At 72.0% G+C, this 17,952-nt stretch carries 19 protein-coding genes and 1 riboswitch; of the genes, 18 read left to right on the top strand and 1 reads right to left on the bottom strand.

What is annotated here, in order from left to right; all coding sequences use genetic code 11:
• Positions 1-23: 23 nt before the first annotated feature.
• The 17 genes from ABD714_RS06635 to gcvP all read left to right on the top strand — a co-directional run bounded on the left by ABD714_RS06635 (position 24) and on the right by gcvP (position 16,600).
• Entirely contained in the window at positions 24-1,058 is a 1,035-nt protein-coding gene (locus tag ABD714_RS06635) for a LacI family DNA-binding transcriptional regulator (protein ID WP_344811515.1), read from the top strand.
• A 69-nt stretch (positions 1,059-1,127) separates the two neighbouring features.
• Complete coding sequence (locus ABD714_RS06630; RefSeq protein ID WP_344811514.1) at positions 1,128-1,913, top strand: aldo/keto reductase; 786 nt, start codon at positions 1,128-1,130, stop codon at positions 1,911-1,913.
• 108 nt (positions 1,914-2,021) lie between these two features.
• Complete coding sequence (gene thrS, locus ABD714_RS06625) at positions 2,022-4,031, top strand: threonine--tRNA ligase (RefSeq protein WP_344811513.1); 2,010 nt, start codon at positions 2,022-2,024, stop codon at positions 4,029-4,031.
• Between the two features lie 13 nt (positions 4,032-4,044).
• Entirely contained in the window at positions 4,045-4,599 is a 555-nt protein-coding gene (locus ABD714_RS06620; protein ID WP_344811512.1) for an HIT family protein, read from the top strand.
• Positions 4,599-5,204 (top strand): phosphatidylinositol phosphate synthase, encoded by a 606-nt coding sequence (pgsA, locus tag ABD714_RS06615; protein WP_344811511.1) that lies wholly within the window; start codon positions 4,599-4,601, stop codon positions 5,202-5,204. The genes ABD714_RS06620 and pgsA overlap by 1 nt, the downstream gene beginning before the upstream one ends.
• Complete coding sequence (locus ABD714_RS06610; RefSeq protein WP_344811510.1) at positions 5,201-6,070, top strand: phosphatidylinositol mannoside acyltransferase; 870 nt, start codon at positions 5,201-5,203, stop codon at positions 6,068-6,070. The genes pgsA and ABD714_RS06610 overlap by 4 nt, the downstream gene beginning before the upstream one ends.
• Positions 6,067-7,623: a glycosyltransferase gene (locus tag ABD714_RS06605; RefSeq protein ID WP_344811509.1), complete on the top strand. Its 1,557-nt coding sequence runs from the start codon at positions 6,067-6,069 to the stop codon at positions 7,621-7,623. Before ABD714_RS06610 ends, ABD714_RS06605 begins: the two co-directional genes overlap by 4 nt.
• Positions 7,620-8,255 (top strand): cardiolipin synthase ClsA, encoded by a 636-nt coding sequence (gene clsA / locus ABD714_RS06600; RefSeq protein ID WP_425562356.1) that lies wholly within the window; start codon positions 7,620-7,622, stop codon positions 8,253-8,255. The genes ABD714_RS06605 and clsA overlap by 4 nt, the downstream gene beginning before the upstream one ends.
• A 13-nt stretch (positions 8,256-8,268) precedes the next feature.
• A complete protein-coding gene (locus tag ABD714_RS06595) occupies positions 8,269-9,099 on the top strand; it encodes a DUF881 domain-containing protein (protein WP_344811507.1) in 831 nt (276 codons plus the stop codon).
• Between the two features lie 31 nt (positions 9,100-9,130).
• Positions 9,131-9,463, top strand: coding sequence for a small basic family protein (locus ABD714_RS06590; protein WP_344811506.1), 333 nt, complete (start codon positions 9,131-9,133; stop codon positions 9,461-9,463).
• Entirely contained in the window at positions 9,456-10,268 is an 813-nt protein-coding gene (locus ABD714_RS06585) for a DUF881 domain-containing protein (RefSeq protein WP_344811505.1), read from the top strand. Before ABD714_RS06590 ends, ABD714_RS06585 begins: the two co-directional genes overlap by 8 nt.
• A 46-nt stretch (positions 10,269-10,314) precedes the next feature.
• A complete protein-coding gene (gcvH, locus tag ABD714_RS06580; protein ID WP_344811504.1) occupies positions 10,315-10,701 on the top strand; it encodes a glycine cleavage system protein GcvH in 387 nt (128 codons plus the stop codon).
• 100 nt (positions 10,702-10,801) lie between these two features.
• Entirely contained in the window at positions 10,802-11,368 is a 567-nt protein-coding gene (locus ABD714_RS06575) for a double zinc ribbon and FHA domain-containing protein (protein ID WP_344811503.1), read from the top strand.
• Between the two features lie 80 nt (positions 11,369-11,448).
• Positions 11,449-12,201, top strand: a complete 753-nt coding sequence (gene ftsR, locus ABD714_RS06570; RefSeq protein ID WP_344811757.1) for a transcriptional regulator FtsR — start codon at positions 11,449-11,451, stop codon at positions 12,199-12,201.
• A 49-nt stretch (positions 12,202-12,250) separates the two neighbouring features.
• On the top strand, positions 12,251-12,730 hold the full coding sequence (locus tag ABD714_RS06565) for a bifunctional nuclease family protein (RefSeq protein ID WP_344811502.1): 480 nt from the start codon (positions 12,251-12,253) through the stop codon (positions 12,728-12,730).
• Between the two features lie 173 nt (positions 12,731-12,903).
• On the top strand, positions 12,904-13,512 hold the full coding sequence (locus ABD714_RS06560) for a MerR family transcriptional regulator (RefSeq protein ID WP_425562355.1): 609 nt from the start codon (positions 12,904-12,906) through the stop codon (positions 13,510-13,512).
• A 51-nt stretch (positions 13,513-13,563) separates the two neighbouring features.
• Positions 13,564-13,663, top strand: a riboswitch (glycine riboswitch).
• 51 nt (positions 13,664-13,714) lie between these two features.
• On the top strand, positions 13,715-16,600 hold the full coding sequence (gene gcvP / locus ABD714_RS06555) for an aminomethyl-transferring glycine dehydrogenase (RefSeq protein WP_344811501.1): 2,886 nt from the start codon (positions 13,715-13,717) through the stop codon (positions 16,598-16,600).
• A 50-nt stretch (positions 16,601-16,650) separates the two neighbouring features.
• Here gcvP and ABD714_RS06550 read toward each other — a convergent pair whose 3' ends face one another.
• On the bottom strand, positions 16,651-16,950 hold the full coding sequence (locus ABD714_RS06550; RefSeq protein WP_344811500.1) for a 4a-hydroxytetrahydrobiopterin dehydratase: 300 nt from the start codon (positions 16,948-16,950) through the stop codon (positions 16,651-16,653).
• Positions 16,951-17,024: 74 nt separating this feature from the next.
• Here ABD714_RS06550 and ABD714_RS06545 point away from each other — a divergent pair, with 74 nt between their 5' ends.
• Positions 17,025-17,948, top strand: a complete 924-nt coding sequence (locus tag ABD714_RS06545; protein WP_344811499.1) for a DMT family transporter — start codon at positions 17,025-17,027, stop codon at positions 17,946-17,948.
• Positions 17,949-17,952: the final 4 nt, after the last annotated feature.

The raw sequence follows: 17,952 nt of genomic DNA, 5'->3' as shown, positions 1-17,952 counted from the left end.
GGCCTCCGAGGAAGGCGCGCGGCGTGACGCGAAGGAACCAGCGGCACCCGTACCGGGTCCGGGAGATCGCCCAGCAGTCCGGGTTGAGCGAGGCGACCGTGGACCGGGTGCTGCACGACCGGGCCGGCGTCCGGGAGAGCACCCGCAGCGAGGTCCGGCAGGCGGTCGCCGACCTGGACCGGCAGGCCGACCAGGTACGGCTGGCCGGGCAGACGTTCCTGGTCGACCTGGTGATGCTGGCGCCACGGCGCTTCAGCGACGCCGTCCGGGCGGCGGCGGAGGCCGCGCTGCCGCAGCTCCGGCCGGCCGTGCTGCGGGCCCGGTTCCACCTCAAGGAGGAGGGTGACGCGGCTGACGTGGCGGCCACGCTGCAGCGGATCCGGCGGCGCGGCAGCCAGGGGATCCTGCTCAAGGCCCCCGACCACCAGCTCGTCGCCGCGGCGGTCGACGAGCTGGCCGGGGCCGGGATCCCCACCGTCACCCTGGTCACCGACGTGCCCGCCAGCCGCCGCGTCGCGTACGTGGGCATCGACAACCGCGCGGCCGGTGCCACCGCGGCGTACCTGATCACCCGGACGTCCCGTCCGGAGCCGGGTGGGGTGCTGATGTCGTTGTCCAGCAGCACGTTCCACGGTGAGGGGGAGCGGGAGGCGGGTTTCCGGGTCGCGATGGCCGAGCTCGCCCCCGACCGCCGGCTGGTCGAGGTCACCGAGACCGACGGACTGCACCGCAGCACCCTGGTCGCCGTCGGCGAGGCCCTGGCGCGGGATCCCAGCCTGGACGCCGTCTACTCGATCGGTGGCGGCAACGCCGCCATCCTGGAAGCCTTCCGGGCCAGGGGACGCACGCCGACCAGCTTCGTCGCCCACGACCTGGACGGTGACAACGTGACGCTGCTGCGGCGGCGGCAGCTGACCGCGGTGCTGCACCACGACCTGCCCGGTGGCCTGGAGGAGGCCGCCCGGCTGATCCTGCGCGCCCGCGGCGCCCTGCCGGGGCGGCCGTGGTCGCGGACGTCGCAGATCCAGGTGATCACCCCGTTCAACGAGCCCGGCTGAGCCGATCGCCGCGGATCCGCCGGCCGACCCACGGCGAAACCGTTTGCCAGAAGAAGGTTGACTGGGGCCATGACATCCCACGACTACTCCTCACCCGCCGTCGACCTGACCGGGGGCGGCCGGATGCCGCTGCTCGGCTTCGGCACCTGGGAGATCAGCGAAGCCGACGCCACCGGGGCCGTCTCGACAGCACTGGAGCTCGGCTACCGCCACATCGACACCGCCACGGGCTACCGCAACGAGACCGGCGTGGGACGGGCCATCGCCGCCTCCGGTCTGGACCGGGACGCGCTCTTCGTGACCACCAAGCTGCCGCCCGACCACGCCGGCCGGGAGCGGGAGACCATCGAGACCAGCCTGGAGCAGCTCGGCCTGGATCACGTCGACCTGTGGCTGATCCACTGGCCGCCGAACAAGGAGGCCTCGCCGCAGGTGTGGGCCGAGGTCGTGCGGGCGCGCGAGGACGGTCTGGCCACCGCCGTCGGGGTCAGCAACTACTCCCTGGACCAGATTGACGAGCTGACCAGCGCGACCGGGGTGACGCCCGCGGTCAACCAGATCCGCTGGAGCCCGGCGATCTTCGACGCGACCGTCGCGCAGGGACTGGCCGAGCGGCAGGTGGTGCTGGAGGGCTACAGCCCGTTCAAGGCCAGCAACCTCGCCGATCCGGTGCTGACCGAGATCGCGGAGGCGCACGACGCGACGGCGGCGCAGGTGATCGTGGCCTGGCACGTCGCCCACTCCTACGTGGTCATCCCCAAGTCGGTCCGCCGGGAGCGGATCGAGAGCAACGCCGCCGGGGCGAGGATCACCCTGACCGACGACGAGGTGCGCCGAATCGACGGGCTGGGCTGAGCCCAAGGCACTAGGCTGAGCGCCGGTCGACGTGTCGTCGACCGGCCCGCCGGCCGCTCTGGTCGGCCGGGGCCCACACCGGGAGGGGAGCGCAGAAGCGTGTCCAGCATGTCGATCACCGTCGCCGGCGAGAAGTCCGAGGGCCAGCAGGTGACCGGCACCACCACCGGGCTGGACCTGTACGGCGACGACAAGACGATCGTGGCCGTCCGCGTCAACGGCGAGCTCCGCGACCTGAGCCGACCCCTGCTCGACGGGGTCGAGGGCGCCGAGATCCAGATCGAGCCGGTGGGCAACGCGTCGCCCGACGGCCTGGCCATCCTCCGGCACTCCGCTGCGCACGTCGCCGCCCAGGCGGTGCAGGCGGCCCATCCCGACGCGAAGCTCGGCATCGGCCCGCCCATCACCGACGGCTTCTACTACGACTTCGACCTGGCGACCCCGTTCACCCCCGAGGACCTCAAGGACCTCGAGAAGCGGATGACGCGGATCGTCAAGGAGCGGCAGCGGTTCGTCCGCCGCGAGGTGTCCGACGACGAGGCCCGCGCCGAGCTGGCCCAGGAGCCGTACAAGCTGGAGCTGATCGCCGACAAGGGCGGCGCGACGGCCGACGACGGGGCCAGCGCCGAGGTCGGGGCCGGTCAGCTGACGATCTACGACAACCTGCGCCGCGACGACTCGGTGGCCTGGAAGGACCTGTGCCGCGGCCCGCACGTGCCGCACACCGGCTACCTGCCGGCGTACGCGCTGATGCGCAGCTCGGCCGCCTACTGGCGTGGCGACCAGGCCAACCCGCAGCTGCAGCGGCTCTACGGCACGGCCTGGCCGAGCCGGGACGAGCTCAAGGCGTACCAGACCCGGCTGGAGGAGGCGGCTAAGCGGGACCACCGCCGACTCGGGCGCGAGCTGGACCTGTTCTCCTTCCCCGACGAGATCGGCTCGGGACTGGCCGTCTTCCACCCCAAGGGGGGTGTCCTGCGCAAGGCGATGGAGGACTACTCCCGCCAGCGCCACGTCGACGCCGACTACGAGTTCGTCTACTCCCCGCACATCACCAAGGGCGAGCTGTTCGAGATCTCGGGTCACCTCGGCTTCTACAAGGACGGCATGTTCCCGCCCATGCACCTCGACGAGGAGCGTGACGAGGACGGCACCGTCCGCAAGCCCGGCCAGGACTACTACCTGAAGCCGATGAACTGCCCGATGCACTGCCTGATCTTCCGGTCCCGCGGCCGCTCCTACCGCGAGCTGCCGCTGCGCCTGTTCGAGTTCGGGTCGGTCTACCGCTACGAGATGTCCGGCGTGGTGCACGGGCTGACCCGGGTGCGCGGGATGACGCAGGACGACGCGCACATCTTCTGCACCGTCGACCAGATGGCCGACGAGCTGACGTCGCTGCTGCAGTTCGTCCTGGACCTGTTGAAGGACTACGGCCTGGACGACTTCTACCTGGAGCTGTCGACCCGGGACCCGGAGAAGTCGATCGGCACCGACGAGGAGTGGGAGCGGGCGACGGCCGCCCTGGAGCAGGCGGCCGCGGCGTCCGGGCTCGACCTGGTCCTCGACCCCGGCGGGGCGGCGTTCTACGCGCCCAAGATCTCCGTCCAGGCCCGCGATGCCATCGGCCGCACCTGGCAGCTGTCGACCATCCAGGTCGATCTGATGCTGCCGGAGCGCTTCGGGCTGGAGTTCACCGGCTCCGACGGCGCCCGGCAGCGCCCGGTGATGATCCACCGTGCCCTGTTCGGCTCGATCGAGCGGTTCGTCGGCGTGCTCACCGAGCACTACGCCGGTGTCTTTCCGCCCTGGCTGTCGCCGGTCCAGGTGATCGGCATCCCGGTGGCCGCTGACTACAACGACTACCTCGGCGAGGTGGCGGCGAAGCTGCGCGCGGCCGGCGTCCGGGTCGAGGTGGACACCTCCGACGACCGGATGCAGAAGAAGATCCGCACGGCCCAGCAGTCGAAGGTGCCGTTCATGCTGATCGCCGGCGGCGAGGACGCCGAGGCCGGCGCGGTCTCCTTCCGCTTCCGGGACGGGCGACAGCAGAACAAGGTCCCCGTCGACGAGGCCGTCGCGATCATCACCGACGCCATCCGCGACCGCGTCCAGGTCTGAGAGCACGCGGCAGATGGTGGAGATCGAGGACCCGGGGGACCGCCCCGGGGTGCCGGATCCGTTCCAGCGGCTGTGGACCCCGCACCGGATGGTCTACATCGGCGGCCAGGACAAGCCGGCCACGTCGGGGGCCCGGGACTGCCCTTTCTGCACCATCCCGGCCCGCAGCGACCGGGACGCGTTGATCGTCCACCGAGGCACCCTGGCGTACGCGGTCTTGAACCTCTACCCGTACTCACCGGGGCACCTGCTGGTCTGCCCGTACCGGCACGTGGCCGACCTGACCGACCTGACCACCGACGAGCTGGCCGAGATCGGTGCGCTCACCCAGCAGGCGATGCGGGTGACCCGGTCGGTCAGCGGCCCGGACGGCTTCAACCTCGGCGTCAACCAGGGCGCGGTGGCCGGCGCCGGGATCGCCGCCCACCTGCACCAGCACGTGGTGCCGCGCTGGAGCGGTGACGCCAACTTCCTGCCCGTGGTGGCCCAGACCAAGGCGGTGCCGCAGCTGCTCGAGCAGGCCTGGGAGCTGCTGCACGCCGCCTGGCCCGACTCCCGGACCGCCTGATGCTGGAGCGCTTCCGGGCCGCGGCGTCGCGGCTGATCACCCCCCTCGCCGTCTTCCTCAACCGCCGCGGTCTGTCCCCGGACGCGGTCACCGCGATCGGCACTCTCGGCGTGATGCTGGGCGCACTGGTGTGCTACCCGAACGGCTGGTTGTGGCAGGGCACGGTGGTGGTCACCTTCTTCGTGCTCGCCGACATGCTCGACGGTCTGATGGCCAAGCTGAGCGGATCGGCGTCGTCCTGGGGCGCGTTCCTCGACTCCAGCCTCGACCGGCTCGGTGACGGCGCCGTCTTCGGCGGCCTGCTGCTCTACTTCGCCTACCAGCAGCAGGAACCGGTGTGGGCGGGCTTCACCCTGGCTGCGCTGATCCTCGGTCAGCTGACCTCCTACGTCCGCGCCCGGGCCGAGAGCCTGGGGTTCCGGGCCGACGGGGGGATCGCCGCCCGGGCCGACCGGTTGCTGATCATCCTGGCCGGGGCGCTGCTGGCCGGGTTCGGGGTGCCCTACGTGCTGGAGATCGCCGTGGTCTTCCTCGCCGCCGCCGGTCTGGTCACCGTCGGACAACGCAGTCGCTCGGTCTACCGGCAGGCCAAGGCGCCGGCGTGACCTGGCGGGACCGGGCCGTCCGTGGGATCTACCGGGCCGGCTGGACCACGCTGGGTGCGGTGCCCCCGGGGCTGCTGCGCGGGCCGATCGCGGTCGGCGCGGCGGCGGTCGCCCGCACCCACGGTCCGCACCTGACCACGTTGCGGCACAACCTGAGTCTCGCCTCCGGACGCCCCGCTGACGACCGGCTGGTGGCCGCGGCACTCCGCTCCTACCTGCGGACGCTGACCGAGGTCCTGGCCCTGCCGCGCTGGCGGCCGGACGCGATCGTCTCCCGGGTGCACGTCGCCGAGGCGCCCCGGCTGCGCCGGCGGCAGGCGGAGTCCGGGGCGATCGTGGTGCTGCCCCACAGCGGGAACTGGGATCTCGCCGGGGCCTGGGCCTGCCTGAGCGGGTTCCCCGTGACGACGGTGGTCGAGGTGCTCGATCCGGACGCGTACGCCGACTTCCTCGCCTTCCGCCGGGGGCTGGGGATGGAACCGATCGGCCACACCGAGCCGGACGTGATGCGCCGACTGGCCGATGCGCTGCACCGGGGCCGGACGGTCTGCCTGATCGGCGACCGCGACCTCACCCGCAGTGGCGTGACGGTCGACTGGCTCGGGCACCCGGTCCGGATGCCCGCCGGTCCGGCGCTGCTGGCCCGCCGGACCGGCGCGGCCCTGATCCCTGGGGTCTGCCAGTTCGTGGACAGCACCCGGATGATCATCGACCTCGGGCCGGAGATCCGACCCGCCGACGGCTCCGACGGGCTGCAGTCGATGGTTCAGCAGACCGCCGACCACTTCGCCGCCGCGATCGCCCGACAGCCCCAGGACTGGCCGATGCTGCAGCGGTTCTTCGCCCGTCCGGAGATCGCCCGGTGAGCGGGCTGCGGATCGGGCTGGTCTGTCCCTACTCCTTCGACCGTCCGGGCGGGGTCCAGAACCACGTGCTCGGTCTGGCCGAGGCTCTCCAGGGTCTCGGCCACCGCCCCGCGGTGCTGGCCCCGGGCGACCTGCCCGCCCTGGATCCCGAGCTGGACTTCACCTCCGCCGGTCCGGCGCTGCCGGTGCCCTACAACGGCTCGGTGGCCCGGGTCAGCTTCGGACCGGTGACGGCAGGCCGGGTCCGGCGGTGGCTGCGGGACGGTGACTTCGACCTGGTCCACCTGCACGAGCCGATCACCCCGTCGATCTCGTTGCAGGCGCTGCGCCTGACCGAGGTCCCGGTGGTCGCCACCCACCACACCGCCACGCCCCGCTCCCGCACCATGCAGGTCGCCGGCGACGCTCTCCGCCGGCTGATCGAGAAGATCGACGCAGGGATCGCCGTCTCCGAACCGGCCCGGGACGTGGTCGTCCGGCACCTCGGCCGCGACCCGCTGGTCATCCCCAACGGCTTCGACCACGTGTCCTTCCGGTCGACGCTGCCCTCGGTGGTTCGACCCGGCCCGTGGCGGGGCGGTGACCGGCCGCGGATCACCTTCCTCGGTCGGCTGGACGAGCCGCGCAAAGGGCTGTCGGTGCTGTTGGCCGCGCTGCCCGCGATCCGGGCCGCCGTCGGCGACCTGGAGGTGTGCCTGGCCGGGCACGGGGCACCTCCCGCGCGGTCGGCCCTGGGGTCGGACTGCCGGGTGCTCGGCGGCGTCGACGAGACCACCAAACGAGCGCTGCTGGCCGGCACCGACGTGTTCGTGGCCCCGCAGGTGGCCCGCGAGAGCTTCGGCATCGTGGTGCTGGAGGCGCTGGCGGCCGGCGCCGAGGTGGTCGCCTCCGACCTGCCCGCCTTCGTCGACCTGCTCGGCGTCGCCGACGGTGCGCCGCTCGGGGGGATCTTCCGGCGCGGCGATCCCGGCGCGCTCGCCCACGCGGTCGTCGCCGTGCTGCGCGACGGCGAACGCCGACAGCCCGGGGCCGGACGCCGGTCGCTGCGCTACGACTGGTCCCGGGTGGCACCGGAGATCGAGCAGGTCTACCTGGCAGTCGCCGGACGACCCGGCGACGGGGGCCCCGCCCGCGACCGGCCCGCCCGCGACCGGCCCGCCCGCGACCGGCCTGACCGCGACCGGCCCGCCCGCGACCGGCCCGACCGGGTCCGGCGCACCTGGACCGCGCTGGACGACGCCCTGATCCGTCGCGCCCGGCGGGCGATCGAGGTGTCCGGCCCGGATCCACGCGATCCGTCCGCCGACGGGGTGCACCGGGCGGCCCGGGCGGCTCTGGCCGCGGCCGCCGACGACGTACCCCAACCCCACCGGGAGTGGGCCGAGAGCGATCTGAGCCGGCGGTTGGCGCGGGCCGACCTGGCCGAGCTCAGGGTCGACCGGGACCGGGCCGCGCTGGCCCGACGACTGCACAACGACGCGGTGGCGGCCTCGGTGCGGACCCGACGCCCGGGGGTCGCCGGGATGCGCGCTTTCGAGATGGCCGAGTCCTGACGACCGCTGCGGGCGGCGAGAACTACCCTGACCCGGTGGGGACGTCCGAGGTGGTGAGCTACGACGTGGACCGGGTCTGGACGATCCCGAACGCGTTGAGCTTCCTGCGGCTGCTCGGGGTGCCCCTGGTCGTGTGGCTGATCCTCGGTCCGCGAGCTGACGGCTGGGCCGTCGCCGTGCTGGTGGTCGCCGGGTTCACCGACTGGCTGGACGGCTATCTGGCCCGGGCCTGGAACCAGCGTTCGCGGGTCGGGCAGCTGCTCGACCCGGTCGCCGACCGGCTCTACATCCTGGCCATCATCGGCAGCCTGGCGGTGCGCGGCATCATCCCCTGGTGGCTGGTGATCGTGCTCGCCGCCCGTGACGTGATGATCACGCTGCTCGTGCCGCTGCTGCGCACCCGCGGCTACGCCGCGCTGCCGGTGCACTTCCTGGGCAAGGCCGCCACGTTCTGTCTCCTCTACGCCTTCCCGCTGGTGCTGCTCGGGGCCGCCGACGGCACGGCCTCGCTGATGGCCCGGGTCGTCGGTTGGGCTTTCGCGCTGTGGGGCACCGGACTCTACTGGTGGGCCGGGATCCTCTACGTCCGGCAGACCGTCGACCTGCTCCGCACCGAACGGGTTGCCGCATGACGGCGGGGTGGGCTTGAGCGCGCCGACGCAGGGCCGGCGGCTCGACGCCAGCATGGACCTGCTCCGGCAGATCACCGAGCAGCCGATCGACCCCGACTACGCCGTGGTGGCGGCCCGGGGGGAGCCGGCCGACCCAGGACGCCGGCGGCGCCCGCTGCGGTGGGCCCTGACCCTGGCCACGGTGCTGGCCGGCGCGCTCTTCGCCATCGGCGCGGTGCAGAACACCCAACGGGCACCGGTGCTCGCGACCGAGCGGCAGGAGCTCATCGCCCGCATCGGGGCGGCCGAGACCACCCTGGATGCGCAACGGGAGCAGGTGGCGGCACTGGACGCCGAGATCGGCCGGCTGCGGACGACCGCGGCCGCCGGCGACACCGCGGCCGAGGCCCGGCTGGCCGAGATCGACCGGCTGGGCGTGGGTGTCGGCACGGTGGCCGTGGCCGGTCCCGGCATCGTGATCACCGTCGACGACGCCCCTGGCTCCGACGCCGACCCCAGCGACCGGGTCCTCGACCTGGACCTGCAGATCCTGGTCAACGGGCTCTGGGAGTCCGGCGCCGAGGCCGTCGCGGTGAACGGGCACCGGCTGTCCCCGTTGACCGCGATCCGCGGGGCGGGTCAGGCGATCACCGTGGACTACCGCTCGCTGACCCGGCCCTACCGGATCGAGGCCGTCGGCGACGCCCGTACGCTGCCCGCCTCCTTCACCCAGACCAGTGCCGGCGCGTGGTGGAACGACCTGTCCCGCAACCGCGGCATGTCCTTCACCCTCACCGGCGTGGATGAGTTGACCCTCGACGCCGATCCCGGCATCGTGCTCCGATACGCCCGGCCGGCCCGATGACCGGGCTCGACCGGACCAGGATGGAGGACCGATGCTGCCGTTGATCGGTCTGCTGATCGGGATCGCTGTCGGGCTGCTGCTCGAGCCGTCGCTGCCGCTGGTCCTGCAGCCGTACCTGCCGATCGCGATCGTGGCGGCCATGGACGCCCTGTTCGGCGCCTTCCGCGCGTACCTGGAGGGGATCTTCTCCGACCGCGTGTTCGTCACCTCGTTCATCTCCAACGTGCTGATCGCCGCCCTGATCGTCTGGATCGGCGACCAGATCGGGGTCGGTTCGCAGCTCTCCACCGCCGTCGTCGTGGTCCTCGGCATCCGCATCTTCACCAACGCCGCCGCGATCCGACGGGCCCTGTTCCATGCCTGAACCGTCGCCGAGGCCCCGCCGCGCCGCCGCGGCCGACGCCACCACGGCCGACGCCGGCCCGAAGCCGGCCACCGGGCCCGGCCGACTCTGGCAGGCGCTGGCCCACCCCGGTCGGGGTCAGGTGATCGCGGCCGTCATCTTGTTCGTGGTCGGTGTGGGCGGGGCGACCCAGATCCGGTTGAGCTCCGCCGACGACGCCTACACCAACGCCCGCCGCGAGGACCTGATCCAGATCCTCGACGGGTTGGGCTCGGAGTCCCGGCGGCTGGAGAACGAGATCGCCGAGCTGCAGCAGACCCGCACCACCCTGCAGAGCGGGGCCGACTCGCGGCGGGTGGCCCAGGAGGAGTCGGAGCAGCGACTGGCCGAGCTGTCGATCCTGGCCGGCACGGGGCCGGCGAAGGGGCAGGGGATCGTGATGCGGATCTCCGACCCCGGGCAGAAGGTGACCGCCCAGGTGCTGCTCGACGCGGTGCAGGAGATGCGGGACGCCGGTGCCGAGGTGATCGAGTTCAACGACCAGGTCCGCGTGGTCGCCTCGACCTGGTTCGCCTCCGACGGCACAACCTTGATCTTGGACGGCCAGCGGCTGCAGCGGCCGATCACCCTGGAGGCGATCGGGGACTCCCACAGCCTCGAGGAGGGGGCCCGGTTCCGTGGCGGCCTGGTCAGCGAGATCACCGGCCCGCGGATCGGCGGCTCGGTGACCATCGAGCGTCGCGACGAGGTCGAGATCACGTCCTTGCACAGCCCGGAGGAGAATCAGTACGCTCGGCCAGCGTCTGCCGCACCCACCCCACGGTGACCGGCGAGCGGCTGGACGCCACCACCCCGATCTCCAGGAGCGCGTTGTGCCTGACTACCCCGAAGACCTGAAGTACACCAGCGAGCACGAGTGGGTGCGCAGCGGCAACGGCGCGACGGTGCGGGTCGGGATCACCGAGTACGCCGCCGAGCAGCTCGGCGACATCGTGTTCGTGACGCCCCCGTCGGTCGGTGAGGACGTGGCCGCCGGCGACGCCTGCGGCGAGCTGGAGTCCACCAAGAGCGTGTCCGACATCTTCTGCCCGGTGACCGGCGTGGTGTCAGCGGTCAACCCGCTGCTGGAGGCCAATCCCGAGACGATCAACGCTGACCCGTACGGCGACGGGTGGCTGTTCGAGCTGGAGATCGCCTCCGAGGCGGATCTCGACGACCTGCTCGACGCCGATGCGTACGCCGAGGAAGTCGAAGCCTGACCGTGAGTGAGAGAGTTTCACCCTAGACTCTCCACCACACGTTGAGATCAACCGCGGCGCGAGGTGCGCCGCGTCGGCACCGGTGAGGAGGACGAGGGTCATGCCGTTCTGCAGGAACTGCGGTCACGACAACCCGGAGGGCAGCAACTTCTGCGGCCAGTGCGGGTCCGCGCTGCGGCCGGACTCCGCCGCGTCACCCCTCAGCCAGACCTCCCCCGCGAGCCCGAGCTCGGCCCCACGCTCCTCGACCGGCGACACCACCCGGACCATCCCGCCGGTGACCGTCTCGGCGGTGGTGCCGGACGCCGACGTCGAGGGTCTGTCCGCCGAGGACGAGGCAGCGGTCAACGCCCTGCCGCGGGGGTCGGCGCTGCTGATCGTGCAGCGCGGGCCCAACGCCGGCAGCCGCTTCCTGCTGAACACCGACCAGGTCTCGGCGGGGCGGCACCAGGACTCCGACATCTTCCTGGACGACATCTCGGTGTCGCGTCGGCACGCGACCTTCACCCGCACCCCGGACGGGACGGTGCTGACCGACCGGGGCAGTCTGAACGGGACGTACGTCAACAAGGACCTGGTGGACTCCACCTTGCTGCGGCACGGCGACGAGGTGCAGGTCGGCAAGTTCCGACTCATCTACTTCGCCAGTCCCCAGGGCGGCGGATAGGGGACTCGATGACCGTCAGCCCCGACGACCACGGCCGCCCGGTGGGCGAGCTCGACGGCCGCCCGGCGCCGAGGGCGCAGGTGCCGCGGAACCAGGTGCGCAGCATCGGCCAGGTGCTGGCGGCGTTGAAGGGCGACTTCCCCGACGTGTCCATCTCCAAGATCCGGTTCCTGGAGACGGAGGGGCTGGTCACCCCGGAGCGGGCGCCGTCGGGCTACCGCCGGTACGTGGAGTCCGACATCGAGCGGCTGCGGTACGTGCTGACCGTGCAGCGCGACCACTACCTGCCGCTGAAGGTGATCCGCGAGCACCTGTCGCTGATCGACCGCGGCGAGGCGCCTCCCGGTCGGGCCGGTCTGCTCCCCGCCGGTGCGACCCCCGTCGATCCCGGCGCCTCGACGGCGTCCGCGTCCACGGAGACCTCCACCGGCGACGCCGGGGCGACGACGCCGGCACCCAGCTCGCCGACCCCGCCCTCCCGTCAGCCGCTGCGCCTGTCCCGCAAGGACCTGCTCGAGGCCAGTGGGCTGTCGGAGTCCGCGCTGATGGAGCTGGAGCGCAACAACATCGTCACCCCCCGGCGGGGGACCGCCTACTACGGTCGCGACGCCCTGACCCTGGCCACGGCGGCCAAGCGGCTGTCGGACTACGGCATGGACGGCCGGCACCTGCGCGCGTTCAAGATGGCCGCCGACCGCGAGATCGGGATGGTCGAGCAGGCCATCGCGCCCTATCTGCGACGCTCCGAGGGACGCGGCGACGTGGTCGCCGAGGTGCTCTCGCTGGTGATCAACTTCCACGCTGCGCTGGTGCGCAGCGGGCTGGAGAAGTGACGGTTCGGCCCGCTCTTGTGACCGCGCACCCGGCAAGTAGTGTGGGCGCATGCGGGAACTCGACGTGGTCGGCGTCCGTGTGGAGATGCCGTCCAACAACCCGATGGTGCTGCTGCGCGAGGTGGGTGGCGTGCGCTATCTGCCGATCTGGATCGGCGCCGGTGAGGCCTCGGCCATCGCCAACGCCCAGGAGGGCGTGGTGCCGCCGCGTCCGTTGACCCACGACCTGATGGTCGACGCCCTGAGCACCTTGGGCCACCGGTTGACGGAGGTGCACATCACCGAGCTCACCGGCGGCACGTTCTACGCCGTGCTGCTGGTCGACGGGGTGGAGATCAGCGCCCGGCCGTCCGACGCGATAGCCCTGGCGCTGCGGATCGGGTCGGACATCTACTGCGCCGAGGACGTCCTGGACGAGGCCGGCATCGAGATGCCCGAGCAGGAAGAGGACGAGGTCGAGAAGTTCCGCGAGTTCCTGGACCAGGTCAACCCCGACGACTTCGTCACCGGGGACGGGCCCAAGACCTGACCAGGAGGGCCCCTGGACTCTCACTTGAGAGTTGGTCGGCGGGGTCCGTGTGGTGCGGCGTGTCGTTGACCGTCCGTCGGAGGCGGTCGTAGCGTTCCAGGTGCGAGATCTCCCGGACGACATTTCATCGATCGGGTTCGGGGCGAATGGAGGCGTTTGTGGGCACCAGCGACATGCCGAAGACTCGATCGGGCGAGGCTGCCGAGGTCGACGGCTCCGATGCGATGGCTGATGCCCAGGGTCTGCTGTTCGACGGCGACTTCTCCCCGATGCCGGCCAACATCGGCTTCCGCGGTCCGGTGGCGTGCAACGCGGCCGGCATCACCTACCGCCAGCTCGACTACTGGGCTCGGACCGGGTTGGTCGTGCCCGAGGTGCGCGGTGCCTCCGGCTCCGGCTCGCAGCGGCTTTACAGCTTCCGCGACGTGCTGCTGCTCAAGGTCATCAAGCGGCTGCTGGATGCGGGCATCTCGCTGAACCAGATCCGCACCGCGATCGAGCACCTGCGGGCCCGCGGGGTCCAGGACCTCACCGAGGTCACCTTGATGAGCGACGGGGTGTCGGTCTTCGAGTGCACCTCCGACGACGAGGTCATCGATCTCCTCCGTGGCGGTCAGGGCGTGTTCGGGATCGCTCTCGGCGGCGTCTGGCGCGACATCGAGGGCACCCTGCTGGACCTGCCGGCCGAGCGGGCCGAGGCGCCCGACGCCGAGGCGCCCGCCGCCGGCTCCGTGGCCGAGGACGACCTCACCCGGCGTCGCCGGGCCCGCGTCGCCGGCTGACCCGCACCGGTCGGGGCCCCCGGCTCCGTTGGGTAAGGTGAACGCTGCTGGTGAAGCAGCGTGGGAGAGACCATCCGGCTCGACGACGCGCAGGTGGCGCCGAAGGGGCAACTCCCCGGAACCTCTCAGGCACCCGGACCTCGCTGCGATGGCAACTCTGGAACCGTCCGGTGACAGAGGGGGTCCCTGACAGGAGCTTGCCATGGACACGGAACCGTCCGCCAACGACCTGGAGACCTTCGCCTCCCGCCACATCGGACCCCAGAGCCACCAGCGCGACGCGATGCTCGCCGCGATCGGGGCCACCGATCTCGACGACCTGGTCGCCCAGTCCCTGCCGGCGGCCATCACCGAGACCGCCCCGCTGGAGCTGCCGCCACCGCTGTCGGAGTCGGAGGCGATGAGCCGGCTCCGCGACCTCGCGGCCCAGAACCGACCAGGTCGGGCGATGATCGGGCTCGGCTACCACGGCACGGTCACGCCGGCCGTGATCCGGCGCAACGTGCTCGAGGATCCCGCCTGGTACACGGCGTACACGCCGTACCAGCCGGAGATCAGCCAGGGCCGGTTGGAGGCGCTGCTCAACTTCCAGACCCTGGTCGCGGACCTGACCGGGCTGCCGATCGCCGGGGCCAGCCTGCTGGACGAGGCGACGGCGGTGGCCGAGGCGATGACCCTGGCCCGCCGGACCACGAAGACGGGCTCGGTCCTGCTGCTGGACGCCGACACGTTGCCCCAGACGATCGCGGTCGTCTCGACCCGGGCCGAGGCCCTGGGTCTGGCGGTCGAGGTGGCCGAGGGAGACCTGCTGTCCGCCGTACGGGCGAGCGACCCGTTCGCCGTCGTGGTCCAGACGCCCGGGGCCAGCGGCCGGTTGGCCGGCACCGACGAGCTGCGGGCGGTCGCCGAGGCCGCTCACGCCAAGGGCGCCGAGGTGATCGCGGCCTGTGACCTGCTCGCCCTGACCGCGGTGACGCCGCCGGGGGAGTGGGGCGCCGACATCGCCGTGGGGTCCAGCCAGCGCCTCGGGGTGCCGCTGTTCTACGGCGGTCCGCACGCGGGCTTCATCTCCGTCCGGACCAAGCTCGAGCGGTCCCTGCCCGGCCGGTTGGTCGGTGTCTCCCGCGACGTGGACGGGACGCAGGCGTACCGGTTGGCCCTGCAGACCCGCGAGCAGCACATCCGGCGGGAGAAGGCGACCTCCAACATCTGCACCGCCCAGGTGCTGCTGGCGGTCACCGCCAGCATGTACGCCGTCTACCACGGCCCTCGTGGGCTCGCGGCGATCGCGACCGCCGTGCACGGGGCGGCGTCGGCGCTGGCCGACGACCTGAGCGCCGGTGGCATCGAGGTGGTGCACGAGGCGTTCTTCGACACCGTGCTGGCCTCGGTGCCGGGTCGGGCCGCCGAGGTCGTCCGGGCGGCCCGGGAGTCCGGGGTGCACCTGCGGCTGGTCGACGCCGACCACGTCGGCATCTCGGTCGGTCAGGACGCGACCGTGGCGGACCTCACCGCGGTCCGCGCCGCGTTCCCCGTCGGTGGTGACCCGACCTCCTCCGGGAGGTCACGGCTGGGGGAGGTCCGGACGTCGGCGTACCTCACGCACCCGGTGTTCAACACCCACCACAGCGAGACCTCGATGCTGCGCTACCTGCGGGCGCTCTCCGACCGTGACTTCGCGCTCGACCGCGGCATGATCCCGCTGGGCTCGTGCACCATGAAGCTGAACGCCACCGCGGAGATGGAGCCGATCTCGTACCCGGGGTTCGCCGACCTGCACCCGTTCGTGCCGGCTGAGGCCGCCACCGGTTACGCCACCCTGATCGCCGAGCTCGAGTCCTGGCTGGCCGAGCTCACCGGCTACGCGCGCGTGTCCATCCAGCCGAACGCCGGCAGCCAGGGCGAGCTGGCCGGGCTGCTGGCCATCCGCGGCTACCACCGGGACCGCGGCGACGAGCAGCGGACAGTGTGCCTGATCCCGTCCTCGGCCCACGGCACCAACGCCGCGTCGGCGGTGATGGCCGGCATGTCGGTGGTCGTGGTCAAGGCCACCCACGACGGGTCGGTCGATCTCGACGACCTGAAGGTCAAGGTCGAGACCCATCACGACCGGCTGGCCGGGATCATGGTCACCTACCCCTCCACCCACGGCGTGTTCGAGGAGGGGATCACCGATCTCTGCGCGTTGGTGCACGACGCCGGTGGTCAGGTGTACGTGGACGGAGCCAACCTCAACGCCCTCGTCGGCCTGGCCCGGCCCGGTCGCTTCGGCGCCGACGTCAGCCACCTCAACCTCCACAAGACCTTCTGCATCCCGCACGGCGGTGGCGGTCCGGGCGTCGGCCCGGTGGCGGTCGGCGCGCACCTGGCGCCGTACCTGCCGGGTCACCCTCTGGTCGAGGTCCAGGGTGCGCAGGGTCAGGGCTCCGGTCCGGTGTCGGCGGCGCCGTACGGGTCGGCCGGCATCCTGCCCATCAGCTGGGCCTACATCGCGATGATGGGGGGTGAGGGTCTGCGCAGCGCCACCCAGCACGCGCTGCTGGCGGCCAACTACGTGGCCACCCGCCTCGCCGAGCACTACCCGGTCCTCTACACCGGTCGCAACGGTCGGGTCGCCCACGAGTGCATCCTCGATCTGCGACCGCTGACCCGGTCCAGCGGCATCACCGTGGACGACGTGGCCAAGCGGTTGATCGACTACGGCTTCCACGCCCCGACGATGAGCTTCCCGGTGGCCGGCACGCTGATGGTGGAGCCCACCGAGTCGGAGAACCTGGAGGAGCTGGACCGGTTCTGCGAGGCCATGATCGGCATCCGGGGGGAGATCGCCCGGGTGAAGGAGGGTCACTGGCCCGCCGACGACAACCCGCTGGTCAACTCACCGCACACCCAGAGCCGCCTGGTCGCTGATGAGTGGACCCACGCCTACTCGCGCCGGCTGGCCGCGTACCCGGCCGGGCTGCACGCCGGCCCCATCTCCGCTCGGGGTTCCGACAAGTACTGGCCGCCGGTGGGCCGGATCGACGGGGCGTTCGGAGACCGCAACCTGGTCTGCACCTGCCCCCCGCCGGAGGCGTTCGAGGACTGAGCTGGAGGCGTTCGAGGACTGAGCCGGAGGCGTTCGAGGACTGAGCCTGGCTAGCTGCCGTCGAGCCCGGCGATGTCGTTGATCCGTCGGGCCAGGTCGAAGTCGGCGGCGGTCAGCCCGCCCTCGGAGTGGGTGGACAGCGTCAGCGTCACCGTGTTCCAGCGGATGTCGATGTCGGGATGGTGCTGACGCTGCTCCGCCTCGCGCCCGACCACGTTCACCAGGTCGAGGGCGGCGACGAAGTCCACCAGCTCGATCGAGGTGAGGATCGAGGTCTTGTCGGCGCTGAGGCTCCAACCGGCCAGGTGCTGGATCCTGCTGGTGATCTCGTCATCGCTCAGTACGGTCATGCCTCCAGACAACGGTGCTGTCCGTACGGTGTCAATCCCACCGGGGGTCCCGCCGCGGCCGTTAGCCTCGCTCCGTGAGCTCCGCCGTCCCCAGCCGTCGCCTCGGCGTGCTGCTCTGCGGGCTCTCGGCGATCGCGTTCGCCCTGCTCGGTCCGTTCGGCATCCCGGCGTTCGCGACCGGGGCGAGTGTCAACACCGTCATCGGGTGGCGGTTCCTGCTGGCCGCCGCCGTCGTCTGGGTGGTCGTCGCCGTGTCCCGGCGTCCCCTCGGTCGTGGTCGGGCCCTGTGGCAACCCCTTCTGATGGGCGCGGTGCTCTACGCCACCCAGAGCGGGCTCTACTTCCTCGCCCTGCAGCGGCTCACGGTCGGTCTCACCTCGTTGCTGCTCTACACGATGCCGGTCATGGTGGTGCTGGTCAGCCTGGCCACCGGACGGGAACGCGCCAACGTCCGGGTGCTGGCCGCTCTGACGCTCGCTGTCGGTGGGGTGGGGCTCACCCTGCTCGGTCCCGGGGTGGGGGCGGTCTCCGGGCTCGGCGTGCTGTTCGGTCTCGGCTCCGCGGTGGTCTACACGGTCTACTTCTTCGGCATGGACACCCTGCCGGACCGTACGGACCGGGTCAGCGCGACGGCGTTGATCTGCACCGGCGCGGCGGCCGCGCACATCGTCGTCGGCAACCTGCGCGGGGTGTTCGACTGGCGCCCACCAGGTGACCTGATGATCTGGGTGGTGGCGATGGCCGGGGTCAGCACCGTGCTGGCGATGATGCTGCTGCTGACCGGGATCCGGGGCGCCGGAGCCTCGCGCGCGTCAGTGGTGTCCTGCCTGGAGCCGATCACCGCCGTCACCCTGGGGGCGTCGTTGTTCGCCGACCCGTTCGGGCCCGTCCAGTGGCTCGGCACTGCGGGGGTGGTGGCGGCCGTCGTGCTGCTGGCGCTGCGGTCCGGGCCGTCGGCGGCCGTCGTGGCCGAGCCCGAGTCGATGGTCGTTCGGTAGCCTC

Source organism: Microlunatus aurantiacus, from assembly GCF_039536605.1.
Lineage (GTDB): Bacteria > Actinomycetota > Actinomycetes > Propionibacteriales > Propionibacteriaceae > Microlunatus > Microlunatus aurantiacus.
This window is presented reverse-complemented; position numbering and strand designations above follow the sequence as displayed.